At 57.3% G+C, this 24,725-nt stretch carries 23 protein-coding genes; 17 read left to right on the forward strand and 6 right to left on the reverse strand.

What is annotated here, in order from left to right; genetic code table 11:
* The first annotated feature begins 48 nt into the window (after positions 1 to 48).
* The 13 genes from ACR0AP_RS15740 to ACR0AP_RS15800 all read left to right on the forward strand — a co-directional run bounded on the left by ACR0AP_RS15740 (position 49) and on the right by ACR0AP_RS15800 (position 13,513).
* Positions 49 to 555 carry a TRAP transporter small permease gene (locus ACR0AP_RS15740; protein ID WP_480507688.1) on the forward strand — a complete coding sequence of 169 codons (507 nt, stop codon included), beginning with the start codon at positions 49 to 51 and terminating at the stop codon, positions 553 to 555.
* Entirely contained in the window at positions 552 to 1,904 is a 1,353-nt protein-coding gene (locus ACR0AP_RS15745) for a TRAP transporter large permease (RefSeq protein ID WP_480478172.1), read from the forward strand. The genes ACR0AP_RS15740 and ACR0AP_RS15745 overlap by 4 nt, the downstream gene beginning before the upstream one ends.
* Positions 1,904 to 3,091, forward strand: coding sequence for a cytochrome P450 (locus ACR0AP_RS15750; RefSeq protein ID WP_480507690.1), 1,188 nt, complete (start codon positions 1,904 to 1,906; stop codon positions 3,089 to 3,091). The genes ACR0AP_RS15745 and ACR0AP_RS15750 overlap by 1 nt, the downstream gene beginning before the upstream one ends.
* A 119-nt stretch (positions 3,092 to 3,210) precedes the next feature.
* Positions 3,211 to 5,241 carry a phenylacetic acid degradation bifunctional protein PaaZ gene (gene paaZ, locus ACR0AP_RS15755; RefSeq protein ID WP_480507692.1) on the forward strand — a complete coding sequence of 677 codons (2,031 nt, stop codon included), beginning with the start codon at positions 3,211 to 3,213 and terminating at the stop codon, positions 5,239 to 5,241.
* Positions 5,242 to 5,303: 62 nt separating this feature from the next.
* Entirely contained in the window at positions 5,304 to 6,119 is an 816-nt protein-coding gene (locus tag ACR0AP_RS15760) for a PaaX family transcriptional regulator C-terminal domain-containing protein (protein WP_480507694.1), read from the forward strand.
* Between the two features lie 190 nt (positions 6,120 to 6,309).
* Entirely contained in the window at positions 6,310 to 7,512 is a 1,203-nt protein-coding gene (gene pcaF / locus ACR0AP_RS15765) for a 3-oxoadipyl-CoA thiolase (protein WP_480507696.1), read from the forward strand.
* Between the two features lie 15 nt (positions 7,513 to 7,527).
* Positions 7,528 to 8,505: a 1,2-phenylacetyl-CoA epoxidase subunit PaaA gene (gene paaA, locus ACR0AP_RS15770; protein WP_480507698.1), complete on the forward strand. Its 978-nt coding sequence runs from the start codon at positions 7,528 to 7,530 to the stop codon at positions 8,503 to 8,505.
* A 23-nt stretch (positions 8,506 to 8,528) separates the two neighbouring features.
* The gene (gene paaB, locus ACR0AP_RS15775; RefSeq protein ID WP_209507558.1) at positions 8,529 to 8,813 is read left to right on the forward strand and encodes a 1,2-phenylacetyl-CoA epoxidase subunit PaaB; all 285 of its coding nucleotides are present in this window, start codon (positions 8,529 to 8,531) and stop codon (positions 8,811 to 8,813) included.
* The gene (gene paaC / locus ACR0AP_RS15780; protein ID WP_480507700.1) at positions 8,813 to 9,571 is read left to right on the forward strand and encodes a 1,2-phenylacetyl-CoA epoxidase subunit PaaC; all 759 of its coding nucleotides are present in this window, start codon (positions 8,813 to 8,815) and stop codon (positions 9,569 to 9,571) included. Before paaB ends, paaC begins: the two co-directional genes overlap by 1 nt.
* Positions 9,572 to 9,577: 6 nt before the next feature.
* A complete protein-coding gene (gene paaD / locus ACR0AP_RS15785) occupies positions 9,578 to 10,036 on the forward strand; it encodes a 1,2-phenylacetyl-CoA epoxidase subunit PaaD (protein ID WP_480507702.1) in 459 nt (152 codons plus the stop codon).
* 13 nt (positions 10,037 to 10,049) lie between these two features.
* Positions 10,050 to 11,123 (forward strand): 2Fe-2S iron-sulfur cluster-binding protein, encoded by a 1,074-nt coding sequence (locus ACR0AP_RS15790; protein WP_209597434.1) that lies wholly within the window; start codon positions 10,050 to 10,052, stop codon positions 11,121 to 11,123.
* 13 nt (positions 11,124 to 11,136) lie between these two features.
* Positions 11,137 to 11,898 carry a Phenylacetic acid catabolic protein gene (locus tag ACR0AP_RS15795; protein WP_480507704.1) on the forward strand — a complete coding sequence of 254 codons (762 nt, stop codon included), beginning with the start codon at positions 11,137 to 11,139 and terminating at the stop codon, positions 11,896 to 11,898.
* 373 nt (positions 11,899 to 12,271) lie between these two features.
* Positions 12,272 to 13,513 carry an acyl-CoA dehydrogenase family protein gene (locus ACR0AP_RS15800; protein ID WP_480507706.1) on the forward strand — a complete coding sequence of 414 codons (1,242 nt, stop codon included), beginning with the start codon at positions 12,272 to 12,274 and terminating at the stop codon, positions 13,511 to 13,513.
* Between the two features lie 112 nt (positions 13,514 to 13,625).
* On the opposite strand, the gene ACR0AP_RS15805 is transcribed toward ACR0AP_RS15800, so the two are convergent.
* Positions 13,626 to 14,858 carry a urate hydroxylase PuuD gene (locus ACR0AP_RS15805; RefSeq protein WP_480507708.1) on the reverse strand — a complete coding sequence of 411 codons (1,233 nt, stop codon included), beginning with the start codon at positions 14,856 to 14,858 and terminating at the stop codon, positions 13,626 to 13,628.
* A gap of 133 nt (positions 14,859 to 14,991) precedes the next feature.
* Entirely contained in the window at positions 14,992 to 15,345 is a 354-nt protein-coding gene (gene uraH / locus ACR0AP_RS15810; protein WP_480489200.1) for a hydroxyisourate hydrolase, read from the reverse strand.
* Between the two features lie 147 nt (positions 15,346 to 15,492).
* Between uraH and puuE the strand changes: the two genes are divergently transcribed.
* Genes puuE through ACR0AP_RS15825 form a run of 3 tightly spaced genes read left to right on the forward strand, consistent with a single transcriptional unit; the run spans position 15,493 to position 18,868 of the window.
* Positions 15,493 to 16,905, forward strand: coding sequence for an allantoinase PuuE (gene puuE, locus ACR0AP_RS15815; protein WP_480507710.1), 1,413 nt, complete (start codon positions 15,493 to 15,495; stop codon positions 16,903 to 16,905).
* Positions 16,902 to 17,387, forward strand: coding sequence for an ureidoglycolate lyase (locus tag ACR0AP_RS15820; protein ID WP_209507567.1), 486 nt, complete (start codon positions 16,902 to 16,904; stop codon positions 17,385 to 17,387). Before puuE ends, ACR0AP_RS15820 begins: the two co-directional genes overlap by 4 nt.
* Positions 17,388 to 17,443: 56 nt before the next feature.
* Positions 17,444 to 18,868 (forward strand): uracil-xanthine permease family protein, encoded by a 1,425-nt coding sequence (locus ACR0AP_RS15825; protein ID WP_480507713.1) that lies wholly within the window; start codon positions 17,444 to 17,446, stop codon positions 18,866 to 18,868.
* Positions 18,869 to 19,009: 141 nt separating this feature from the next.
* Here ACR0AP_RS15825 and bhcD read toward each other — a convergent pair whose 3' ends face one another.
* The 4 genes from bhcD to bhcA all read right to left on the reverse strand — a co-directional run bounded on the left by bhcD (position 19,010) and on the right by bhcA (position 23,453).
* The gene (gene bhcD / locus ACR0AP_RS15830; protein ID WP_480507715.1) at positions 19,010 to 19,975 is read right to left on the reverse strand and encodes an iminosuccinate reductase BhcD; all 966 of its coding nucleotides are present in this window, start codon (positions 19,973 to 19,975) and stop codon (positions 19,010 to 19,012) included.
* Between the two features lie 113 nt (positions 19,976 to 20,088).
* On the reverse strand, positions 20,089 to 21,252 hold the full coding sequence (gene bhcC / locus ACR0AP_RS15835) for a 3-hydroxy-D-aspartate aldolase BhcC (protein ID WP_480507717.1): 1,164 nt from the start codon (positions 21,250 to 21,252) through the stop codon (positions 20,089 to 20,091).
* Positions 21,253 to 21,294: 42 nt separating this feature from the next.
* A complete protein-coding gene (gene bhcB, locus ACR0AP_RS15840) occupies positions 21,295 to 22,263 on the reverse strand; it encodes a beta-hydroxyaspartate dehydratase BhcB (protein ID WP_480507727.1) in 969 nt (322 codons plus the stop codon).
* Positions 22,263 to 23,453, reverse strand: coding sequence for an L-aspartate--glyoxylate aminotransferase BhcA (gene bhcA / locus ACR0AP_RS15845; protein WP_480507719.1), 1,191 nt, complete (start codon positions 23,451 to 23,453; stop codon positions 22,263 to 22,265). The genes bhcB and bhcA overlap by 1 nt, the downstream gene beginning before the upstream one ends.
* 169 nt (positions 23,454 to 23,622) lie before the next feature.
* Between bhcA and bhcR the strand changes: the two genes are divergently transcribed.
* Positions 23,623 to 24,471, forward strand: a complete 849-nt coding sequence (bhcR, locus tag ACR0AP_RS15850) for an HTH-type transcriptional regulator BhcR (protein WP_480507721.1) — start codon at positions 23,623 to 23,625, stop codon at positions 24,469 to 24,471.
* The last annotated feature ends 254 nt before the right edge of the window (positions 24,472 to 24,725 follow it).

Here is a 24,725-nt window from a genome sequence, read left to right on the forward strand (position 1 = left end):
GCTGGCGGACGCGATCCGCCAGCCGATTTCACTCGCTGGGGACCCGTTATGCAATCTCTCGTGACCTTTGCGCGTCGCGTCAGTATCGTGCCTACGCTGCTGGCCTGTGCCGCGCTGTTCATCCTGATGGTGATGACCTTCTTTGATGTCATCCTGCGATCTGTTTTCAATGCCCCGATCGAGGCGGCCACGGAACTGACCCGGATCCTGATGGCCGTCCTCGTGTTCTCGGTCTTGCCGATGATCTCAGCAGGCAAGGGTCAAATCGCTGTGGATCTGACGGATGGGCTGTTTTCACGCCTGCGGTTAAGTCGGGTACGTGATGCGATTGTATATCTGTTCTCTGGCATCATGCTTTTTTGGCCAATTCAGCGTGTCTGGGTATTGGCTGAACGTGCGCGGGACTACGGGGACGTCACGGAATATCTTTCGATCCCAGTCTTCTATGTAGGCTGGTTCATCTCGGGGTTCATAGCGATCACCGCTGTTGCAATGATCATCACCGGCATCTTGCACTTCTTTGCCCCCCACACATTGTCGGAGCACCCCCAATGACCGCTGCGCTGATCGGTTTTGTTCTTGTTCTTGTTCTTGTGCTGGTGCGCTTGCCCATCGTGTTTGCAATGGGATTGGTCGGAACTCTTGGCTTTGCCTATGAACGCGGCGGCAGCATCCTGTCCGAGCGTGGGTTGAAGGCCGCGATGTCGATGGTGGGTCGTCAGATCACCGACACCGCGCAGGATTACGGCCTGTCGGTCGTCCCGCTGTTTATCCTCATGGGCTTGTTCGTGAATAAAGGTGGGCTTGCGCGCGAGCTTTACGCAGTTTCAAACGCTTTTCTGGGCCATTTCCGGGGCGGTATCGCCATGGCGACGGTTGCGGCATGCGGAGGCTTTTCAGCCATTTGCGGCTCGTCTCTGGCAACGGCGGCCACCATGTCCAAGGTCGCAATGCCGGAAATGCGCCGCTATGGCTATTCCGACGAGCTGTCGACGGCATCGATTGCAGCGGGCGGCACACTTGGTATCCTTATTCCGCCGTCGGTGATCCTGGTTATCTACGGACTACTGACCGAAACCTCGATTGGGAAACTTTTCGTTGCGGGTATCATTCCCGGCCTGCTTGGCATTCTGTTCTACCTGCTCGCCGTGCGCTGGACCGTCGCACGCAAGCCCGAGTCGGGACCGGCGGGTGAACGTCACGGCTGGGCCGAGCGTCTGTCGGCGGTGCGCTCAGTCTGGGCCGTATTGCTGCTGTTCTTTCTGGTGATTGGCGGATTGTACGGTGCATTCGATTTTCATCCACTGAACCTGACCTTCAGCCCGACCGAGGCGGCAGGCATGGGCGCAATGGGCGCTTTCCTGATCGCGCTGTCACGAGGCGGGCTTACTTTGGGGTCGACTTTTGAGGTGCTGAAGGAAACCACCTATACCGCCGCGGCATTGTTCTCGGTTCTGATCGGGGCACAGATCTTTTCGAATTTCATCAACCTTGCCGGTCTGCCCGAAGCGCTCATCGCGTTGGTTACGGCCTATGACGTTGAACCTTTTGTGGTGATCCTGATGATCCTTGGGATCTACATCATTTTGGGTTGCGTCTTTGAATCCCTGTCGATGCTGCTGCTGACAGTGCCGATCTTTTTCCCGCTGGTCACGTCGTTGGGGTATGACCCGATCTGGTTCGGCATTGTTGTGGTTGTCGTGACCGAAATCAGCCTGATCACTCCACCCGTCGGATTGAACGTTTTCATTCTGAAAGGCGTGGTCGGAGATGTGTCAACAGGAACAATCTTCAAGGGTGTTACTCCGTTCTGGGTAGCGGATATCTTCCGGCTGGCCCTGATCGTTCTGGTGCCATGGTTAGTGTTGGTTCTGCCTGAACAAATGGGGGCGATGGGGCACTGATGTTCTCTCTGACCGCGCTTCCGGACGGGTTTCACACAGACCCCTATCCTGCCTACGCCGTTATGCGCGAAGATACGCCCGTCTGCTGGCAACGTGACGGATCGGTTATCCTGTCCCGATACGAGGATCTGGACCTTGTTTACCGGGACACCTCGCGATTCATATCGGACAAGAAAGCGGTATTTGGCCCCAAATACGGGGTCGACAGCCCCTTGTATGAACACCACACCACCAGTTTGGTGTTTAATGACCCGCCGCTGCATACCCGTGTTCGCAAGGTAATGGTCGGCGCGATGAACCCGCGCGCGTTGGCGCAAATGGAACCGGGTCTGATCCAGCTTGTCGATGGGCTGCTGGACGAGATGCAGGTCAAGGGCAACGTCGAACTGATCGAGGATTTTGCCGGGGCAATCCCGATCGAGATCATCGGCAATCTGCTGGGTATATCACGATCCGAACGCGGGCCATTGCGCGATTGGTCTCTGGCCATTCTTGGTGCGTTGGAGCCGCAATTGACGCCGGAGCAGGAAGAGTGGGGTAACAGATCGGTCTCGGACTTCAAAGACTTCCTGCGGCATATCATCGAGGATCGTCGCGCCAACCCCGGAGATCCGGCAACGGATGTCCTGACCCGGCTGATCCAGGACGACACGGATGGTGGCCTGACCGAGGTCGAGCTGTATCAGAACTGCATTTTCATCCTGAATGCTGGGCATGAGACCACAACGAACCTGATCGGCAACGCATTGGAGTTGTTGGACCGGCACCGCGACAAGCGGGCGGAGTTGCTGGCCGACCCGGATCTGATCGGTTCGGCCGTGGACGAGTTTCTGCGGCTGGAAAGCCCGAACCAGTTCGGCAATCGCCTGACCACCGTTGATGTAACGATCCACGGTCAGACCATTCCGGCAGGTACTGATGTTCATCTGTGTATCGGTGCGGCCAACCGTGACCCACGGCAGTTTGACCGGCACGACGAGATGATCTTGGACAGACGCCCCAACAAGCATCACGCCTTTGCCGGAGGGCCTCATACCTGCGTTGGTCTGACCCTCGCGCGTCTGGAGGGCCGGGTGGCCGTGGGCCGGTTTCTGGCCCGTTTTCCAGACTATCGCATCACCGACGGCGCCGAACGGGGCGGGCGCATCCGGTTTCGGGGGTTTGCACGTTTACCCGCGCGGGTCTGAGAAATCCGGCGAGGGAAATTTGCTCGGTAATTTATTGACCGACCGTACGGTTTAAAATATGATTTCACGAGACCGGCTTGTGGCAGCGCGGGGATCGCGACTTAGATGAGGAGACACTCATGACTATCCAACAGATTTCCAGCTTTGCAGCCGGTGAGTGGGTTTTGCCCGGCGAGGGTGCCCGCGCGATAGCTAGCGCTGTGACCGGCGAGGTTATCGCCACAGCGGGTAACAATGCTTTGGATGTACAGGGGATGTTGGACTATGCGCGCAATGTCGGGGGGCCGGCACTGCGCAATATGACGTTCCATGAACGGGCCAAAATGCTCAAGGCGCTGTCCGTCCATTTGGGTCAGCACAAGCAGGCGATGTATGACTTGTCTTTCAACACCGGTGCCACGCAATCGGATCATATGATTGATATCGACGGCGGCATCGGAACGATGTTTGTCTTTGCCGCAAAAGGCCGTCGTGAAATGCCGGACGGTCATGTCTATCTGGATGGCGATGTCGAGCAGCTTTCGCGCAACGGTACTTTCCTGGGGCAGCACATCTGCATCCCGCTACAAGGCGTGGCAATTCACATCAACGCGTTCAATTTTCCGGTTTGGGGGATGCTGGAAAAGCTTGCCCCAACCCTTCTGGCGGGCGTTCCGGCGATTGTAAAACCCGCCACGAGCTCGTGTTATGTGACCGAGCTGTGTGTTCGGTTGATGCTTGAGTCCGGCATCTTGCCAGCGGGTGCATTGCAGTTGGTCTCGGGTGGTTTGGGTGACATGCTGGACCGTCTGACCATGCAGGACGTGGTCAGCTTTACCGGATCCGCCGATACGGCCCTGAAACTGCGCTCCAACCCGGTGATCCTTGAGAACTCGGTACGGTTTGTTGCGGAACAGGACAGCCTGAACTGTTCGATCCTTGGCCCCGATGCCGCGCCGGGCACGCCGGAATTTGACCTCTTCGTGAAGGAAGTCCAGCGCGAGATGACCACGAAGGCAGGGCAGAAATGCACCGCAATCCGTCGGATCATCGCGCCCGAACCGCAGGTACAGGCGGTAATTGACGCGTTGTCGGCGCGACTGGCGAAAACGACCATTGGCGACCCAAAGCTGGAAGCCACCCGTATGGGTGCGTTGGTTTCGAACGGTCAGAAGCGTGATGTTCTGGAAAAGGCTGCTATCCTCGGGCAAGAGGCCGAGTGTGTCTTCGGCAACCCCGATGATTTCGCGGTTGAGGGCGCTGATGCCGAAAAGGGGGCGTTCCTGCCGCCCATGCTCTTCCACTGCGCCAATCCTGACGCGGCGCAGCGCGTGCACGACACCGAAGCCTTTGGTCCGGTCAGCACAGTGATGGGGTATCGCGATCTTGACCATGCCATCGAGCTGGCGAACCGTGGGCAGGGCTCTTTGGTGGCGTCGGTGATCACCCATGATCCCGAGGTTGCGCGACAGGTTGCCATGGGATCAGGGGCTTATCACGGGCGTCTGTATTTCAACAACCGCGACTCGATGAAGGAATCCACCGGTCATGGCTCACCTCTGCCGCACATGGTTCATGGCGGTCCGGGACGCGCCGGTGGCGGCGAAGAAATGGGCGGGGTACGGGGTGTGAAACACTATATGCAGCGCACCGCCATTCAGGGTTCGCCCGATCTGCTGACAGCGATTGGCCGGAAATGGGTGCCTGGCGCGACCGAAATCGAAGTTCCTGCTCATCCCTTTACCCGCCGGTTTCACGATCTGTCGATTGGTGAGACCCTTTACACGGCGCCAAGAACCATCACCATGGAGGACATTGAACACTTCGCCAACTTCACCGGTGATACCTTCTATGCGCATATGGATCAGGCGGCGGCGGAACGTAACCCGTTCTTCCCGGGTCGCGTTGCACATGGATACTTGCTGTTGTCTTTCGCAGCCGGATTGTTCGTCGAACCGAACGAGGGGCCGGTTTTGGCAAATACCGGTCTTGACGGGCTGCGTTTCATGAAACCGGTCGAGGCAGGTGACACCATCAAGGTGCGTTTGACGGTCAAGCACAAGACCAAGCGCAATGATGACTACGGCGAGGTTCGCTGGCACGTTACCCTGACACAGCAGGATGATGAGCTGGTCGCAGAATACGAGTTGCTGACCATGGTTGCCTACTAGGCACAAGTGCAGGTGCGCAGGGGCTGGATGGCATTTCCCTCCGGCCCGATTATACTGTGCTTATGAAAGATACGGCTCCAGAATGGTTCGAAACCTGCGTCAGCCAGTTGACCACAACTGGCACGCAACGTGTGTGGTCAGTTCTGGTCACGATATTCGGTGATCTGGCCCAGAGCGGGTCTGACCAGGTTAGCGGCGCGTTGATCACAGCACTGACCAACCTTGCGGGGATCAAGGCCGAAGCCACGCGTGTTGCGCTGCACAGGCTGCGCAAGGAAGGCTGGATCGAAAGTACGCGGGTCGGGCGAAACAGCGTTCACAGACTGACCGAATATGGCCGCCGTCAAAGCGCAGCCGCCGCCCCGCGCATCTATTCCCGCGAGACGAATACGCCAGAAATCTGGCATATGCTTATCGCCAGCAACTCGGAATGTTCGCGAAAAGAGCTGGCAGATCTGATGCTGACCGGAGATTATATTTCAGTTAACCTCACAACAGCCATGTCGGCAGGCCCCGTCCCCGAGAACCTTGAAGAACTGCTGGGTGTTGAAAGCAGCGCCATTTCGGTTCCAGGCTGGCTGCGCGACCTTTGTGGCCCTGAACCGCTGAAGTCTGCCTATGATCAGTTCTTGCACTCCATTCAGATCACCGAGCAACTGTTGCCTGTTGATGGCGTCGGCGATCCGCTGAAAATAGCGGTGCTGCGCGTATTGATTGTGCATGGGTGGCGTCGTTTGGTTCTACGCCATCCATCCCTGCCTCCGGCCTTTTTGCCAGCTGATTGGAAAGGCGCGGAGTGTCGCGCGGCGGTGTCCCGACTGCTGGGGCAATTGCCCAAACCAGATCTTGCGACGCTGGAATCTGCGGTGGGTGGTTAGCTCTTTTCTTGCCGTGTCCGGGATGGCGCTGTTGGGGATTGGAAGACGGATGTGAAAGAAGTGCCATTTTATGTTACAGAAAACTTATTTGAGCGATTACATGGTAACATAATGCTTGCGCCGAATCGATTGAACATTTATTAACCGACCAGACGGTTAATGACTTGTGTTCCAATGGGAGACCCAATTGATGGATGCCTTCATCTGCGACGCAACCCGCACCCCGATTGGGCGGTATGGTGGTGCGCTTTCATCGGTTCGCACGGATGATCTGGCGGCTATCCCGCTAGCGGCCCTGATGGCGCGCAACCCGCAAGTCGACTGGACCAGTGTGGATGACGTCATTTTTGGCGATGCCAACCAGGCAGGAGAGAGCAATCGCAACGTTGCCCGGATGGCAGCCCTGCTGGCCGGATTGCCGACGGACGTGCCGGGAACAACGATAAACCGATTGTGTGCCAGTGGCATGGATGCTGTCGGAATGGCGGCGCGGGGCATCAAGGCAGGCGATTATGATCTTGCTGTCGCAGGTGGCGTGGAAAGCATGTCGCGCGCACCGTTTGTGATGCCCAAAGCGACGGCGGCGTTTACGCGCAGCAATGCGGTTTACGACACCACGATTGGCTGGCGCTTTGTGAACCCAAAGCTAAAGCAGCAGTATGGCGTCGACTCCATGCCGCAAACTGCTGACAATGTCGCCGAAGATTTTGGGATCAGCCGTGAAGACCAGGACGCCTTTGCCGCGCGCAGCCAGGCGAGATGGGCTGCGGCCCACGCGGCAGGCGTGTTCCACGAGGAAATCACACCGGTTACGATTCCACAGCGCAAGGGCGATCCGATTGTTGTCGATACGGATGAACATCCTCGCCCGGGAACCACAGCGGAAAAACTCTCGGGCCTCGTGGGTGTGAACGGGCCGGAGAAAACAGTGACCGCAGGGAACGCCTCGGGTGTGAATGATGGTGCAGCCGCGATCCTGATGGCGAACGAAGCGGCAGCGACAAAAAACGGCCTGACCCCGATTGCCCGTGTGGTTGGCATGTCCCTCGCGGGCGTCGAGCCGCGGGTCATGGGTATTGGTCCGGTTCCTGCCAGCCGAAAGGTTTTGGCACGCGCCGGGCTGAGCATCGACCAGATGGATGTGATCGAGTTGAACGAAGCTTTCGCGTCGCAAGGTCTGGCTACACTGCGAGAGTTGGGCCTGCCCGATGACGCCGCCCATGTGAACCCGAATGGCGGTGCAATCGCCCTTGGTCATCCATTGGGAATGAGCGGCGCTCGACTTGTGTTGACCGCAGCGTACCAACTGAAACGCACCAAAGGGCGCTATGCGCTTTGCACAATGTGCGTCGGCGTCGGGCAAGGCGCTGCACTTATTCTTGAACGCGTGTAACGGAGGAGGCGGGACATGTATGCTCAGATGGTAGAATCCGAGGCGTCAAACGATGATCCTGAAAAGCTTGCTGAATTTCAGGCGCGGATCGACGCGGATATAAAGATTGAACCCAAGGACTGGATGCCTCAGGGGTATCGCAAGACGCTGATCCGCCAGATCGGACAGCACGCGCATTCCGAGATCGTCGGGCAATTGCCCGAAGGGAACTGGATCACACGTGCACCGACGCTGCAACGCAAGGCGATCCTTCTGGCCAAGGTGCAGGATGAAGCCGGCCATGGGCTCTACCTGTATTGTGCGGCCGAAACACTGGGTGTCAGCCGCGATGAGATCACCGAGATGCTACTGGACGGTCGCATGAAATACTCGTCGATCTTCAATTACCCGACGCTGAACTGGGCGGATATCGGCGCGGTCGGATGGCTGGTCGATGGCGCTGCAATCATGAATCAGGTGCCGCTGCAAAGAACGTCTTACGGGCCGTATTCGCGCGCCATGATCCGCATCTGCAAGGAAGAAAGCTTCCATCAGCGCCAAGGCTATGACGCGATCCGCAAGATGGCCGAAGGCACGCCCGAGCAGCGCAAGATGGCGCAGGACGCGATGAATCGCTTCTGGTACCCGTCTCTGATGATGTTTGGACCGTCCGATAAGGATTCTGTCCACTCCGCGCAGTCGATGGCCTGGAAGATCAAGATCAACACCAATGATGAGCTGCGCCAGAAATTCGTCGACCAGACCGTCCCACAAGCCAAATATCTGGGTCTGACAATCCCTGACCCGAACCTGAAGTGGAACGAAGAGCGTGGGCATTACGATTTCTCAGAGCCGGATTGGTCGGAATTCTTCGATGTGATCAAGGGAAACGGCCCCTGCAACGTCGACCGTCTGGCGGCGCGCAACAAGGCTTGGGATGACGGCAAATGGGTGCGTGACGGGCTGTTGGCCCACGCCCGCAAGAAACAGGCCGGCAATCTGGCTGCCGAATAAGCTTACCCTGAGGAGGAAACCCGATGAATACCGAATGGCCCCTGTGGGAAATCTTCATCCGCGGTCAACATGGGATGAGCCACCGACATGTCGGCTCGCTGCATGCCCCGGACGCGGAAATGGCGATCAAGAACGCACGCGACGTCTATACCCGCCGCAACGAAGGCGTCTCGATTTGGGTGGTAGAAGCCAACAACATCTCGGCCTCGTCGCCCAGTGACAAAGGTCCGTTGTATGAGCCCAGCGAAAGCAAAGTGTACCGACACCCGACCTTTTTCGACATCCCCGAAGAAGTGGGGGCGATGTGATGACCCGCGACGAAGCGTTTCAGCAGTTCCTGCTGCGGATGGGGGACAATACCCTGATCCTGGGCCATCGCGTCAGCGAATGGTGCGGCCACGCGCCAGTGTTGGAGGAGGATATTGCACTGGCCAACACGGCGCTGGACCTGATTGGGCAGACCCAGATGTGGCTTGGCCTTGCCGGAGAGATAGGCGGCGGCAAAACCGCCGATGATCTGGCATTTCTGCGCGACGCGTGGGATTTCCGCAATGTGTTGTTGGTCGAGGTTCCGAACGGTGATTTCGGCCGCACCCTGATGCGCCAGTTCCTGTTCGATGCCTGGCATTCGATCATGCTCGGTCGTCTTCTGACATCTTCTGATGATCGTGTCGCCGCGATTGCTGCCAAAGCCAGCAAGGAAGTCGCCTATCATCTGGAGCGTTCGGCAGAAACGGTCGTAGGTCTGGGTGATGGAACCGAAGAAAGTCACACCCGGATGCAGGCGGCGCTGGATTACCTCTGGCCATATGTAGGCGAGATGTTTGTCAGCGACGACATCGACGCTCAGATTGCTGCGGCCGGGATTGCGCCGAACCCAGCCGACCTGCGCGACGAATATGATGCGTTGGTCAAACGGGTTCTGGCCAAGGCGACATTGATCCTTCCGGAAAGCCGATTTGCCCATAAAGGCGGGCGGGACGGGCGCATGCATACCGAACATCTGGGCCATCTGCTGTCGCAGATGCAGTGGCTGCAGCGCGCCTATCCCGGTGCAAGTTGGTAAAAGCGGATGCGGGTCTCGACTGACCAGATATGGAGCTGGCTGGATACCGTGCCCGATCCCGAAATCCCGGTTATTTCCGTCGTGGATTTGGGCATTGTGCGCGATGTGCGCTGGGACGCTGACACTCTGGTCGTAACCGTCACGCCAACCTATTCCGGTTGCCCGGCGACATCCATCATCAGTATGGATATCGAAACCGCCCTGCGCGATCACGGCATCGGAGATCTGCGCATAGAAACCTGCATCTCACCAGCCTGGACAACCGATTGGCTGAGCGAAAAAGGTCGCGCCAAGCTGGAAGAGTTTGGCATCGCCCCGCCACAACCGGCGGGTGGGCCAGAGCGTTGCCCACATTGCGGCAGTAAAGCGGTTGAAAAGGTCAGCCAATTCGGCTCGACCCCGTGCAAGGCCCATTGGCGCTGCACTGACTGCCTGGAACCCTTTGACTATTTCAAGTGCATCTGAGGAGGAGCACCGGATGGCACGTTTTCATGACCTGAAAGTCACCGACATCCACAAAACCATCCGCGATGCGGTTGTCGTGACGCTTGAACCCGTCAACGGCGCGGCGGATCAATTCGATTTCACCGCAGGCCAGTACCTGACGTTTCGCCGCGACTTTGACGGAGAAGAGCTGCGCCGGTCCTACTCCATTTGTGCGGGCAAGGATGACGGGGTACTGCAAGTCGGGATCAAACGTGTCGACGGCGGCGCGTTCTCCAGTTGGGCCAATTCCGAGCTTAACGTCGGGGACGTTGTGCAGGCGATGCCACCGATGGGCAGCTTTCACACTCCGATCGATGCTGATGCGGAAAAGCAGTATCTCGGTTTCGCTGGCGGCTCTGGCATCACGCCGGTTCTGTCGATCCTGAAGACGACACTGACCCGCGAACCCAAATCCCGCTTTACGCTGATCTACGCCAACAAGGGCATCAACACGATCATGTTCCGCGAGGAGCTGGAAGACCTGAAGAACCTCTATATGGGCCGCCTGAACGTAATCCATATTCTTGAGGCGGATGCGCAGGAGATAGACCTGTTCACCGGTCTGGTGACGCAGGAAAAATGCGCTGACCTGTTCGAACATTGGGTCGATATCCAGAACGTGGACACAGCCTTTATCTGCGGCCCCGAGCCGATGATGCTGGGGATTGCTGCCGCGCTGCGCGCGCATGGTCTTGACGACAGGCAGATCAAGTTTGAACTCTTTGCCAGCGCTCAGCCGGGCCGGGCCAAACGCAAGGAAGGTGCGGCAGATGCGGGTACGCAGGCGAACCAAACCAGCGCATCAATCACTCTTGATGGGTCCACTCAGACGATAACTCTGCCCAAGGACCAATCCATTCTGGACGCAGCCTTGGAAAATGCCATGGACGCCCCTTACGCCTGCAAGGCCGGTGTCTGTTCAACCTGCCGCTGCCGCGTTCTGGAAGGCGAAGTTGAAATGCTCGCCAATCACGCGCTTGAGGATTACGAGGTTGAAAAAGGCTATGTGCTGAGCTGTCAGGCCTATCCGGTCACCGACCGTGTGGTCGTGGACTACGACCAGTAAAGGGAGAAGACCGATGACTGACACCATGACACTCGACAGCTATCTGGCCGCAGGCGGTGTGCTGACCAACCCGACCAATGTTCCGCCGCGCTACCGCGCCGAACTCATGAAGCTGATGGCCACGTTCGTGGACAGCGAACTTGCCGGTGCCGCCGGTTTTGCGGACATCATCAATCAGGGTCCGGGCATCAAGGAACGGATCGCAGCCGCCAGGATTGTTCTTGAGAAAACGGATCACGCCGATCAGGTTCTCAGGATAATGGGTGAGTTCGGGGCCGATACCGAGAGATATGCCACACATCATCCGTGGACGGCGCGCCTGGATCGAGACGCAGATATCGGCGCGACCCGCAGCGCGCATGACATGCGCCTTGCCGTATTCAATTATCCGATCTCGGGCTGGACCGACGCCGTCATCATGAACCTGCTGATGAGCCGTGCGGTCATGGAACAACTGGCCGAGTTTTCAATGGTTTCCTATCAACCGTTGGCCGAAGCGTTCCGCAGCATCGCCCCGGTCGAAGCCCATCATGGTGCGTTGGCGCTGGAAGGTGCTGTGAAGCTTGCCAAGAGCGGAGAGACAGAGCAGATGCAGGATGCGGTTAACTATTGGTGGCCGCGTGTCGCTGTGTCCTTTGGTGGCGATGATTTGAAACGGTTTGAGCTTCTGGAATCGCTGGGCTTGCGCCACAATGGTAACAACGCCCTAAAAGAGCGTTGGGTTCAGACAGCAGGCACCGCCGTGAAACAGCTGGGCCTGAAACCACCGGCCTAGTTCTGTGTGAACGCCAAAGGCAGGTTGAGAGGCGCTTTCGGGGGCGGGCGATGTGAATTTCGCCCCGCGGAGCAAATCTCCGAGTGGGGCTCGATCAAGCCCTTGCGTTTTGTTGGTCCACCCGGTTCTGAGAGCAAAGACAAATGAGCCTTATGACTGAGCCCGGGTCATAAGGCTGACGTGCAATGACCTGACGTTTCACGCCGGCAGACTGCGGTATTGGTTTTTTCCTCTTTTCATATCGGATTGATTGCGCAAACTGAGCGTAATCAAGCGCCAGATAAAACTCACCAGAAGATAGTGCCTTGGCGGCCGTTCTGGCGCGAGCAGAGTTTGAGGACATCACCGCCACAACGCACCGGAAGGAACCGCCATGGATTTTGCCCCATCGCCGCGCGCCACGGAAATGTATGACCACCTGAAAGCGTTTATGGAGGCGCATATCTACCCGCGCATACGCGATCACAAAGAAGAAATGGCGGCAGGCGGTTTCCCGGTTTCGTTTATGGAAGATCTCAAGGCGTTGGCCCGGGCCGAAGGGTTGTGGAACTTGTTCCTGCCCAGCCTGCGCGACGATGAACCCGGCACCCGGCTGAGCAATCTGGAATACGCGCCGCTGGCCGAACTTATGGGGCAGGTGGCCTGGTCTTCGGAAGTGTTCAATTGCAGTGCGCCGGATACCGGCAATATGGAACTGTTGCACATGTTCGCCACCCCGGAACAGCGCGAGACATGGCTGGTGCCGCTGTTGAACGGTGAAATCCGATCCTCTTTTGCGATGACTGAACCGGATGTGGCCAGTTCGGACGCGACCAATATTACCACTTCGATACGGCGTGAGGGGGACGAATACGTCATCAATGGCCGCAAGTGGTTCATCACGAACGCCTGTCACCCGAACACCAGATTGTTTATCGTCATGGGTAAAACGGATCCCAATGCGGATCGGCACAAACAACAAAGCATGGTCATTGTCCCGAAGGACACGCCCGGTTTTGAGATTGTTCGCAACCCCACCATTCTGAACATGCACGACCCCGAAGGCCATGCCGAGCTGGTCTTCAAGGATGTGCGCGTTCCGGTCAGCAATCTTTTGGGCGAGGAAGGCAGCGGGTTCGCTCTGGCGCAGGCCCGGCTTGGTCCCGGTCGCATCCACCATTGCATGCGTTCGATCGGTGCGGCGGAAATGGCGCTTAACCTGATGGTCGAACGCGCGCAGGAACGGAAAGCGTTTGGCAAGCAGCTTGCAGAACAGGGCGTGATCCGCGAGTGGATCGCCAAATCCCGGTTAGAGATCGAACAGGCGCGGTTGCTGACCCTGAAAGCAGCCTGGAAGATTGATCAGGTGGGCGCCAAAGAAGCGTTCCGAGAGATTTCATTGATCAAGGTGGTGGCACCCAATGTGCATGCTGCTGTCACGGATCGTGCGATGCAGGTCTTTGGGGCGATGGGCATGACCCCGGATACACCGCTGGCCGACAGCTATACCTGGGCACGCGCGCTGCGATATGCGGATGGTCCGGACGAGGTGCATTTGCAGGCGATTGCCAAGCAAGAGTTGAAGAACTCGAATTTTGGCATGTCGGCCCAATGGCTGACCCCGCCATCGCGCTAGGCCCGGGGCGGCATCAGGTCTTGCGCGACCTGCTTTGTTTGAGCGTTAGAAACTGGGTATTTGTCCCGCGGCAGGGGGTAGGAAGCGAAGGACAGGACGTCCTGCGAAAATCCTACTGCCCTCTGACCTCGCGCACCCATGCGATGATGGTTTGGCGCGCTTCCACGTCCATTTGAACCGCTGAAGGCGGTGGCATGGCATGGCTGATCCCGGCCTGCAGGTAAATCTGGTCGGCGTGCCGGGCTACATCGCCCGGCGTTTCCAAATAAACTTTCTTCGGGGCCCATTTCATGGTGCCATAAACCGGCTCGCGGGCATGACACATCGAACAATTGCCCAGCACGGTGTCATAGGCTTCTTCAAACCCAGCAGCCGACGCAAATTTTTCTTCGTAAGGTGTCAATGCCCTTGCTTCGGCGTCCTCCCATGTCTCGCCGGTTCTGACAGAAGACAGCCATGCGATCACGATCATGAGGATGACAGTAACACCCCAGGTCCAGTGCGGCCCTTTCCCGGTTGCGTGCATCGTGTTGAAGTAGTGACGGATGGTCACGCCGGTCAGAAAGATCAGGCTGGCGATGATCCATGAATACTGGGTGCCAAAGGCCAGAGGATAGTGGTTCGACAGCATCAGGAACACGACAGGCAAGGTCAGGTAGTTGTTGTGCGTCGAACGCACCTTGGCGATTTTCCCATATTTGGCATCCGGCGTCCGACCGGCCTTGAGGTCTTCCACCACGATCCGCTGGTTGGGCATGATCTGGAAGAACACGTTGGCCGTCATGATGGTTGCGGTGAACGCACCCAGGTGCAAAAGCGCGGCACGACCGGTAAAAATCTGATTGTAACCCCAGGACATGGCCACCAGAATCAAGAACAACAACAGCATCAGCGCGGTGGGTTGCTCACTCAGGCGCGACTTGCACATCTGGTCGTAAAGCAGCCAGCCGATGGTCAGTGACCCGCCTGAAATCAATATCCCCTGCCACAACGCCAGATCCGCTTTGGTCGGATCAAGCAGGAACAACTCGCCCCCGACCCAATATACGATCATGAGCAAGGCCGCACCCGAAAGCCACGTCGTATAGCTCTGCCATTTGTGCCAGGTCAGGTGCTCGGGCATACGCGCGGGTGCGACAAGATATTTGACGGTGTGATAGAACCCGCCCCCGTGCACCTCCCACTCTTCGCCATAGGCCCCTTCTGGCAAGGCAGGGTTCGGCTTAAGCATCAGGTCGAGCGCGATAAAATAGAATGACGCGCCGATCCACGCCATCGCCGTGATCACATGCAGCCAGCGGACGGAAAAGGCCATCCACTCCCACAAAACAGCCAGGTCATACATGGCGTTGCTCCTACATATCCAAGTTCTTTGGCACTCTAGGCGACAGAGGTTTCATCGGGTATTGCTACGAAAGATCAAGCAGTATCAAAAATAACAATACAATGTCAGTCTACAGGATCACGCGGTGCAACGCTCAGCTGCCGCGATAGGTCGCGTAGCTGAAAGGCGAAAGTAGCAGCGGAACATGATAGTGGGCGTGTTCGGACATCCCGAACCGGATCGGGATCAAGTCCAGAAAACGCGGGCTTTCAGGTGGCACGCCAGTGGTGTCGAGGTATTCGCCCGCATGAAACATCAACTCGTATTCGCCCGTCGAGAACTCGGCCTCGGGAAGAATTTGTTCATTGGTGCGGCCGTCCTCGTTGGTGAGCAGAGTTTTCAGCAACGTGCGGTCTGTTCCGTTGATCCGGAACAACTCGATCTTCATCCCACTGGCAGGGCAGCCCCGCGCCGTATCCAGGACATGTGTTGTAAGGTAACCGGCCATTTGCACCTCTCGCTAAGCATTGCTGTTACTATTGCAATACCTTCGCGGCAGGCAAAGGCAGTCTGTCAAAAGACTGCTTACAGTATTTTTTGAAAAACATAGGTGATTGTTTGGGTTATTCGTCTTTTCAGCAAGAGGGAAATTGATGTGACGCGGTATCCACGAGACATGACCGGCTATGGCCGGCAAGTGCCAAACGCAAACTGGCCAAACGGGGCCAAAATCGCAGTTCAGATTGTCCTGAACTATGAGGAAGGCGGCGAGAACAACGTTTTGCACGGGGATGCCGCATCCGAGGCGTTTCTTTCCGAAATCACCGGTGCGGCCCCTTGGCCGGGGCAAAGGCACTGGAACATGGAATCCATTTACGAATACGGCAGCCGCACAGGGTTCTGGCGGGTGCATCGGCTTTTGCAGGACCTTCCTGTCACGGTTTATGGCGTTGCCACAGCATTGGCCCGTGCACCGGCGCAGGTTGCGGCGATGAAGGCCGCAGGCTGGGAGATTGCCAGCCATGGCCTGAAATGGGTTGAGCACAAGGACATGGACGCGGAAGAAGAACGCGCCCAGATCCGTGAAGCGATCCGGCTTCATACCGAGGTTGTCGGCAAGCCCCCGCGTGGCTGGTACACGGGTCGCTGTTCGATGAACACGGTCGATCTGGCCGCCGCCGAAGGCGAGCTGGCCTATATTGCCGACAGCTATGCCGACGACTTGCCCTATTGGGTCAAGGCCGGTGGCAAGGACCAGTTGATCGTGCCCTACACGATGGATTGCAACGATATGCGGTTTGCTATTCAGGCGGGCTATACCAATGGCGAACAGTTTGAAAGCTATCTCAAGGACAGCTTCGACATGCTTTATGCCGAAGGCCAAGCGGGCGAGCCGAAGATGCTTTCGATCGGACTGCATTGCCGCCTCATCGGCCGCCCTGGTCGTGCCATGGCCCTGAAACGCGCACTCGACCACTTCAAGAAACATGACGGGGTCTGGTTTGCCACGCGTGAACAAATCGCTGATCACTGGGCGCAAATGCATCCGCCAAGTCAACGGCTGACACCGTCGGAAATGGACGAGCCAACCTTTGTCGCCGAGTTTGGCGGCGTGTTCGAACACAGCCCGTGGATTGCCCAAGCGGCCTTTGATCTGGAGCTGGGCCCCACACATGACAATGCCGCAGGGGTTCACAATGCACTGGCGCGCGTATTCCGTTCTGCCACAGCCGACCAGCGGCTTGGCGTCCTGACAGCCCACCCGGATTTGGCAGGCAAACTTGCTGCTGCGGGTCGTCTGACCAAGGAAAGCACGGCAGAACAGGCCGGGGCAGGTCTGGACATGCTGACGGATGATGAGCGTGCGACCTTCACGGCCTTGAACGACGCTTACACGACCAAGTTCGGTTTTCCTTTCATCATTGCGGTCATGGACAATACCAAAGCAAGCATTCTTGAGGCTTTTCACCGTCGGATAGACAGTGACCGAGACACCGAATTCACCGAGGCCTGCCGTCAGGTCGAACGGATTGCCGAGTTGCGGCTGATCGAGAAATTCGCTCAATGACATCCACGCTGAAACTCCGGCCACTGACCGCCGAGGCCTTTGCGCCGTTCGGCGATGTTATCGAAGTGTCTGGCGCGGTGGACAAATACATCAATCAGGGAAAATGCGCGCGCTACCATGATCGCGCCCAGTTGGATTTCCATGAGGGGCGCGTAGGGATCAGCATATTCCAATCCCAGGCCTTCGACTTGCCCATCAAACTTGAAATGGTCGAGCGTCATCCCGACGGCAGTCAAGCCTTTCTGCCGCTTTCAGATAAACCCTTTGTCGTTGTCGTCGCGCCCGACAACGCGGGTGTGCCTGGTGAACCTGTTGCATTCATTACCGCGCCCGGACAGGGCGTGAATTATCACCGGAACACCTGGCACGGGGTGCTGACACCGCTTCATCCCCCCGGGTTGTTCGCCGTGGTCGACCGAATAGGAAACGGGCCCAACCTTGAGGAATACTGGTTCCAGAACGCCTACACGATCACTGAATAAGGGATATTGCCGGAAGAGGGGCCGGCCCACGCAGTTTTTTTGGGAGGAAAAACGCGATGTCAGATGCAACTTTAGGGACGCCGGAGCAGCTCCGCGACCCGAACTACACCCCGCCAATTCTGAAGGCGGTCCCTTTGGGAATTCAACACGTGCTGGCGATGTTCGTTTCCAACGTCACGCCAGCCATCATCGTTTGCGGTGCGGCGGGTTTCGGGTTTGGTTCAAACAGCCCCGATTTCCCGCAGATGATTTACATGATCCAGATGTCGATGTTCTTTGCGGGCGTTGCGACACTGTTCCAGACCATTGGGCTGGGGCCTGTTGGCGCCCGCCTGCCAATCGTGCAGGGAACGTCGTTTGCCTTTATTCCGATCATGATCCCGTTGGTGGTTGGAAAGGGCGTTGACGCGATTGCTGTATTGATGGGTGGTATAGTCGTAGGCGGCCTGTTTCATGCCAGCCTTGGGTTGTTCATTGGCCGAATTCGCTTTGCGCTTCCGCCCTTGGTTACCGGTCTTGTCGTGACCATGATCGGGCTTGCGCTTGTCAAGGTCGGCGTCCAGTACGCCGCAGGGGGTGTACCCGCCATCGGTACCGAAGAATACGGCTCTGGTCTGAACTGGCTCATGGCCGGAACTGTGATTGTTGTTACGCTGGGCCTGAAGTTTTTCGCCCGCGGTATGTTGTCGGTGTCGGCGGTTCTGATTGGCCTGTTGGTCGGATATGTTGTGGCATTCGCACTGGGTCAGGTAAATTTGGGCAATGTTGGGCGCGCGGCTCCGTTTGCAATGCCGAACCCATTTCACTTCGGTATCGAGTTTTCATTCGCGGCGATCATCGGGTTTTGTGCGATGTCCTTTGTATCGGCTGTAGAAACGGTCGGGGATGTGTCCGGTATCACCAAGGGGGGCGCGGGACGCGAGGCAACCGACAAGGAAATTCAGGGCGCGACTTTTGCCGATGGTCTTGGAACTGCGGTATCAGGCGTCTTTGGGGCCCTGCCGAACACGTCGTTCAGTCAGAACGTTGGCCTGATCGCCATGACCGGTGTCATGAGCCGCACGGTCGTAACCATAGGTGCCCTGTTCCTGATCATATGCGGGCTTATCCCCAAGATCGGCGCGGTGATCTCATCCGTTCCGATCGAGGTTCTGGGCGGTGGTGTGATCGTGATGTTCGGTATGGTGGTTGCAGCCGGTGTCTCGATGCTGTCGGACGTGACGTGGAATCGCCGCAACATGGTGATCTTTGCGATTTCACTCAGCCTTGGTCTGGGCTTGCAGTTAGAGCCCGGCGCTTTACAGCATCTGCCCGGAACTCTCAAAGTTCTGGCGACATCCGGGATCTTGCCTGCTGCGATCATTGCCATTGTCCTGAATCTGGTTCTGCCCGAAGAGCTTTCGGATGAAGCGACGGAAGAGGTGTCCGGTGGAATGGCAGGCCACGGGCTGGGCTCTATCGAACAGGACGATCACGTCTGACCGGTTCGGCCCGGACTTGTAAATGAATAAGCGGCGCACTGAGCGCGCCGCTTTTTGATTTCAGGTCTGGCAGGCTTGCCCATCGCTCACATATGTAACGCGTTACTCGACGCCCGCCTTGGCGACCACAAGGGGATGTCGTCAGAAATCGACCTCAATCGCGATGCCTTTCTGTACGGCCAGCTCGACAACAGATGCAGCAACCGCCAGATCCTGAAGACCGACGCCTGTGCCATCGAACAAGGTGATCTGATCGTCTGATGTTCGGCCCGGATTCGTTCCGTTGATGACCGCACCCAACTGGATCAGGTCACTTTCTCTGATCAGGCCCTGTGCCACGGCGTGTTGCGCCTCGCCAATCGAAATTGACTGTGCGATTTCATCTGTGAATACGGATGCTTTGGCCAACAACGCCGCCTCGACTTCCTGCTTGCCCTTGGTGTCCGTTCCCATGCACGCGATATGCGTTCCGGGGCTCACATGGTTTGCCATCAGCGATGGTGCAAAAGCCGAGGTGATCGAGATTATGACATCCGCCTCGGTCATGCCATCAAGTTCGACCGCTTCAAACGGAACACCGGCTTCATTGGCGACCTTTTCAATGTTCGGCAACATCTCGGGATGGTAGTTCCAGCCAAGGACCTTTTCAAAGGTGTGGGTCTCCAGCGCTGACCGAAGCTGAAAGGTTGCCTGATGCCCGGCCCCGATCATACCGAGCACCCGCGCGTCCGCACGGGCAAGGTGCTTGATGGATACAGAAGAGGCCGCCGCAGTGCGCAAGGCCGTCAAAAGGTTGCCGCCAATCATCGCTGACGGTTTTCCGGTGTCAGGGTCAAAAAGAAAAACAGTGGACTGGTGATTGATCAATCCGCGCTTTTCCAGGTTATTTGGCCAATACCCGCCGGCCTTCAGGCCCAGTGTCAGCCCGGCGCGGTCAAACCCGCCTTTAAAGCCGTACAGGGCGTCCTCATGTCCGATGGCTTCGCGCACGACAGGAAAGTTATAGGCGTCCCCTGCGGCCATAGAGGCAAAGACCTGTTCGACGGCTTCAAAGGCCGCGTCGCGGGTCATGAGGTTGGCGATTTCGCGCTCGGGTACGATCAGCATGTCATTCTCCACTTGGAATTCGTGCGCCCGTGCGATTCACCGACAAAAGCGGGCGCGCACGGGCGACTGTCCGGCCATGTTTGGCCGGCGGTTTGTTCTTTGAGCATTCAAGCTCAGTACGCGCGGCCGCGGGCTGACACCGGCCAAACGCATTCGACCTTGCCATTCCGGACGCCCACATACCAATCGTGCACGTTTGCAGTTGGGTCACAGTGCCCTGGCACCAGTTTCAGCTTGTCATTGACCTTGAGCGCCCCGCTCGGATCCATCACGACGCCATGTTCATCCGAGCATTTGATGTATTCGACATCGTCACGCCCGAAAACAACAGGCAGACCGCTATCCACCGACTGCGCCTTCAGACCCGCATCGACAATCGCCTTGTCCGCCTTGGCATGGCTCATGACGCTGGTCAGGATGAAGAATGCGTTCTCCCACTCGCCCTGGTCGATCCGGTTGCCGTTCTCATCCAGGATGCGACCGTAATCGGCATCCATGAACGCATAAGACCCGCATTGCAGCTCATTATACACGCCCGAGTTGGATTCGAAGTAGTAAGACCCCGTACCGCCGCCCGAAACCAGCTCACACTCGATACCCTCGGCTTTAAGGCCGTCTACCGCGTCTTTGACCATCGCGATGGCGGTATCCAGTTTTTCCTTGCGTGCCTCATAGCTGTCGAGGTGTTGCATGGCGCCCTGATAGGCCTGAATTCCGCTGAATTTCAAGTTGTCTGCAGCCTCAACCGCCTTGGCGATTTCAATCACTTCGGGCGTCGTTGTGACCCCGCACCGCCCTGCGCCGCAATCGATTTCCACGAAGACTTCCAGCTGTGTTCCATGCCGGACTGCCGCCGCCGAAAGGTCGGCGACATTTTCCAGATCGTCGACACACACGATAATGCGGCTGCCCAGCTTTGGCAGGCGCGCGAGGCGGTCAATTTTGGCCGGGTCGCGCACTTGGTTTGAAACCAGAACGTCCTTGATCCCACCACGAACGAAAACTTCGGCCTCGGAAACTTTCTGGCAGCAGACACCGACGGCACCACCGATTGTCTCTTGCAGCTTGGCCACGTCGACCGACTTGTGCATTTTACCATGCACGCGGTGACGCATCCCGTGCGCCTTGGCATAATCGCCCATCTTCCTGATATTGCGTTCAAGCGCGTCGAGATCCAAAATCAGGCTGGGTGTCTGGATGTCTGCTTCGTCCATGCCGGGCTTGGCCGGAATGTCGTAACCTACTTCGAACTGGTCGAGAGTGCTCATATCTTTCATCTCCGTAATCCTATACCGGGATAGTTTTTTGTTGGGGTGTATTCAGACATTCATCCAGGGCAGCCGGTCCAGATCGACATTGCCACCTGTAACAATCAGTCCGACACGCTTGCCCTTGAAGGCGTCCGGGTTTTTGAGAACCGTGGCCAGCGGAACGGCCGAAGATGGCTCCATTACAATCCGCAGGTGCTTCCACGTCAGTTTCATCGCATCGATGATCTCTTGCTCGGAGGCTGTGTAAATCTCTGAGACGTGGTTCGATACGAAATGCCAGGTGAGATCCTTCAGCGGCACCAGCAACCCGTCAGCAATCGTCTTTGGCGCATCATCCGCGATGATATGACCGGCCTTGAAGCTACGATAGGCATCGTCGGCCTGTTCCGGTTCCGCCGCGATGATCGCGGTTTCCGGGGCGAGCGTCGACAGGGTCAAACAGGTTCCGGATACCATGCCACCGCCGCCGATTGGCGCGACGACTGCATCCAGACCGTCGGTCTGCTCGATAAACTCGCGCGAACAGGTGCCTTGCCCGGCGATGACCCGAGGATCGTTGTAGGGGTGAACAAAGTCACCGCCCGTAGCCGCCTGAACCTCGGCAAATGTCGCTTCGCGCGACGAGGTGGAAGGTTCGCATTCTGTAATCTTCCCTCCATAACGGCGGACCGTGTCCTTCTTTGCTTGCGGCGCTGTCCGCGGCATGACCACGTTGCAGGGAATGCCCCGTTTCATCGCCGCATAAGACAGGCACGAGGCGTGATTGCCCGAAGAATGGGTGGCGACACCTTTTTCGGCCTGTTTCTCATCCAGCCCAAAAACCGCATTGGTGGCACCTCGTACTTTGAAAGCACCCGGTTCCTGAAAGTTCTCGCATTTGAAGAACAGCTGCGCGCCTGACAGTTCGTTGAGAAAGTCCGAGGTTCGCACCGGGGTGCGGCGGATATGGGGTTTGATCCGGTCATGTGCCGCAAGCATGTCTTCATAGGTTGGGATATACATTGTGCAATCCTTCATCATGCCGCGTTCTTCTGAACGGAACCGGGATGGCCACGATAGTATTCCTGTGCGGCAGCAACTCCGGACCCCAGGTCGATGTTCAGGCCCAGGTCAACCATGCACATCTCCGCAGTGGCGATCCCGGACAGAGCCATGACATCCGTCAGGCTGCCCAGATGCCCGATCCGGAACACCTTGCCCGCGACCTCACCAAGGCCCACGCCAAAGGCAACGCCGTATTTTTCAGCTGCGTGCGTGACAATATCCGTCGCGTTGAAGCCGTTCGGCGTGCGGATTGCGCTTACGGTATCGGAATAGACCGCCGGGCTGCTGGCACAAAGCTCCAGCCCCCACGCCCCCACAGCGGCACGGACCCCTTCGGCAATCCGGTGGTGTCGGGCGAAAACGTTCTCCAGACCTTCACTCAACAGCATCGAGCAGGCTTGATTGAGGCCATTCATCAACCCGACAGCGGGTGTATAGGGGTAAGCATTGTTGGCGTATCCCTTGGTCATGTCCCGGACGTCAAAAAATGTGCGGGGCAGGGTGCCGGTTTTGGTTGCTTCCATCGCTTTCTGGCTGAAACCGACGATGGCAAGGCCAGCGGGCAACATGAAACCCTTCTGCGACCCTGTAACGGCAACATCCACGCCCCATTCATCAAACCGGAAATCCATCGACGCGATTGATGAAACGCCATCAACAAACAGCAGGGCGGGGTGTTGCGCGGCGGTCAGCGCCTTGCGCACAGCAGCGATATCCGACTTCACGCCAGTTGCCGTTTCATTATGCGTGGCTAGAACCGCCTTGATCTCATGGCTTTTGTCGGCGGCAAGGATTTCTTCGTACCGGTCAGCCGGCAGCCCATCGCCCCACGGGGTTTCGACGATCTCAACATTCAGCCCATGGCGTTGGCACATATCGATCCAGCGATGGCTGAACATGCCGTTGCGGGCCGCCAGAACCTTGTCACCTGCGGACAGCGTATTGGTCAGGGCGGTTTCCCAGCCCCCGGTGCCGGTCGACGGGAAAATGAAGACTTCGGCACTGTCGCCTTTCAGAATTTTCCGAACGCCCGCGCGCGCAGGATGCAGGATTTGCCCGAACAATGGCGAACGGTGGTCGATCGTGGGCATATCGCACGCCTTGCGCAGGCTTTCCGGGATGTTCGTCGGGCCCGGGATGAAAACGGGGTTTTGAAAGCTCATGGATGGTCTCCTTCCGTCCTTGCCAGCACAATAAGTTTCATCAACCCGATTGGAAATTTTTTTGAAAACGCATTTCAGAATTTGTTTAATGAGATTTAACTTATAGTTGTCAGTGAGTTATATTTTTCATATCCTGAAATAGTCTTTCATAAATGATCAGAGGGTTTTTATGGAATCGCAAGACAATGACTCGAAACTCCGTCGCAAAGCCCGGGGAAGACCGCGGGGGTGGTACGACAAAACCGCGCAGAATACGATCAAATCACTGGATCGGGCGATGGAGGTTTTCGAGTATCTGAGCCAGGCGCAAGGCAAAGCTCTTACTGAACTTTCAGATGAAATGCGGCAGGCACCAGCCACCGTTTATCGCATCCTCGTGACGTTGCAGGGCAGGGGCCTGGTCGAGTTCGACCATGAAGAACAGGTTTGGCACATTGGCCCGCAGGCATTTGTCATCGGCTCGCGGTTTCTGCGCCGAACCAGTCTGGTGGAGCGGGCACGGCCGATCATGCGCAAGCTGATGGAAACCACAGGCGAGACCGCCAATTTGGGAATTGAGAAAGAAGGTCTGGTGCTGTTCCTGAGTCAGGTGGAAACACATGAGAGTATCCGGGCGTTTTTCCCCCCCGGTACATTGTCACCCATGCACGCGTCGGGCATCGGAAAAGCGTTGTTGGCCCATATGGACGAAGACAGATTGAACCGAAGGTTGGCCTCAGCGAATTTACAGGCTTTTACAGATCAGTCGATTACCAGCCCTGAGGCGTTGAAAAAAGATCTTACAACCATCAGATTGCGGGGTTTTTCCGTGGATAATGAAGAAAAGACTATGGGTATGCGATGCATTGCAGCACCCGTTTTCGATATCAACAGAGAGGCGGTCGCAGGGCTTTCCGTGTCTGGGCCAACCAGCCGCGTCGGAGTAACCGAAATCGAACGGCTGAGCCGCCCGGTGATGGAAGCCGCGCGCCAGTTGACGCTGGCTATTGGTGGGACAGTGGTGTCTCCGCAACCCTAAGGTTTTGCCGCCAAATTGCGGCGAATGCTGATCCCGTGTCCGTCTGCCACGCCACAACACCAACGCGTAGTGACGTGCCTTGTGCACAGACAAGCTCAATAGCAGAACAGGCGTGACCCATTCCGGCCGCCTGCCTTCCAATCCCCCACATTATTCTGCGACATTTTGTTTTTGTTTGTGTTTATTGAACTGTTGGTCGAAGAGGTTTTTGAAGGGGCCGTTTTTCTGCATGAGTTGGTCGAGGTTTCCCTGTT

Source organism: Ruegeria sp. AF7, assembly GCF_056541885.1.

Coding starts and splice junctions, on each gene's coding strand:
- ACR0AP_RS15740 (WP_480507688.1), top strand. CDS start 49: ATGCAATCTCTCGTGACCTTTGCGCGTCGCGTCAGTATCGTGCCTACG.
- ACR0AP_RS15745 (WP_480478172.1), top strand. CDS start 552: ATGACCGCTGCGCTGATCGGTTTTGTTCTTGTTCTTGTTCTTGTGCTG.
- ACR0AP_RS15750 (WP_480507690.1), top strand. CDS start 1,904: ATGTTCTCTCTGACCGCGCTTCCGGACGGGTTTCACACAGACCCCTAT.
- paaZ (WP_480507692.1), top strand. CDS start 3,211: ATGACTATCCAACAGATTTCCAGCTTTGCAGCCGGTGAGTGGGTTTTG.
- ACR0AP_RS15760 (WP_480507694.1), top strand. CDS start 5,304: ATGAAAGATACGGCTCCAGAATGGTTCGAAACCTGCGTCAGCCAGTTG.
- pcaF (WP_480507696.1), top strand. CDS start 6,310: ATGGATGCCTTCATCTGCGACGCAACCCGCACCCCGATTGGGCGGTAT.
- paaA (WP_480507698.1), top strand. CDS start 7,528: ATGTATGCTCAGATGGTAGAATCCGAGGCGTCAAACGATGATCCTGAA.
- paaB (WP_209507558.1), top strand. CDS start 8,529: ATGAATACCGAATGGCCCCTGTGGGAAATCTTCATCCGCGGTCAACAT.
- paaC (WP_480507700.1), top strand. CDS start 8,813: ATGACCCGCGACGAAGCGTTTCAGCAGTTCCTGCTGCGGATGGGGGAC.
- paaD (WP_480507702.1), top strand. CDS start 9,578: ATGCGGGTCTCGACTGACCAGATATGGAGCTGGCTGGATACCGTGCCC.
- ACR0AP_RS15790 (WP_209597434.1), top strand. CDS start 10,050: ATGGCACGTTTTCATGACCTGAAAGTCACCGACATCCACAAAACCATC.
- ACR0AP_RS15795 (WP_480507704.1), top strand. CDS start 11,137: ATGACTGACACCATGACACTCGACAGCTATCTGGCCGCAGGCGGTGTG.
- ACR0AP_RS15800 (WP_480507706.1), top strand. CDS start 12,272: ATGGATTTTGCCCCATCGCCGCGCGCCACGGAAATGTATGACCACCTG.
- ACR0AP_RS15805 (WP_480507708.1), bottom strand. CDS start 14,858: ATGTATGACCTGGCTGTTTTGTGGGAGTGGATGGCCTTTTCCGTCCGC.
- uraH (WP_480489200.1), bottom strand. CDS start 15,345: ATGGCCGGTTACCTTACAACACATGTCCTGGATACGGCGCGGGGCTGC.
- ACR0AP_RS15820 (WP_209507567.1), top strand. CDS start 16,902: ATGACATCCACGCTGAAACTCCGGCCACTGACCGCCGAGGCCTTTGCG.
- ACR0AP_RS15825 (WP_480507713.1), top strand. CDS start 17,444: ATGTCAGATGCAACTTTAGGGACGCCGGAGCAGCTCCGCGACCCGAAC.
- bhcD (WP_480507715.1), bottom strand. CDS start 19,975: ATGCTGATCGTACCCGAGCGCGAAATCGCCAACCTCATGACCCGCGAC.
- bhcC (WP_480507717.1), bottom strand. CDS start 21,252: ATGAAAGATATGAGCACTCTCGACCAGTTCGAAGTAGGTTACGACATT.
- bhcB (WP_480507727.1), bottom strand. CDS start 22,263: ATGAAGGATTGCACAATGTATATCCCAACCTATGAAGACATGCTTGCG.
- bhcA (WP_480507719.1), bottom strand. CDS start 23,453: ATGAGCTTTCAAAACCCCGTTTTCATCCCGGGCCCGACGAACATCCCG.
- bhcR (WP_480507721.1), top strand. CDS start 23,623: ATGGAATCGCAAGACAATGACTCGAAACTCCGTCGCAAAGCCCGGGGA.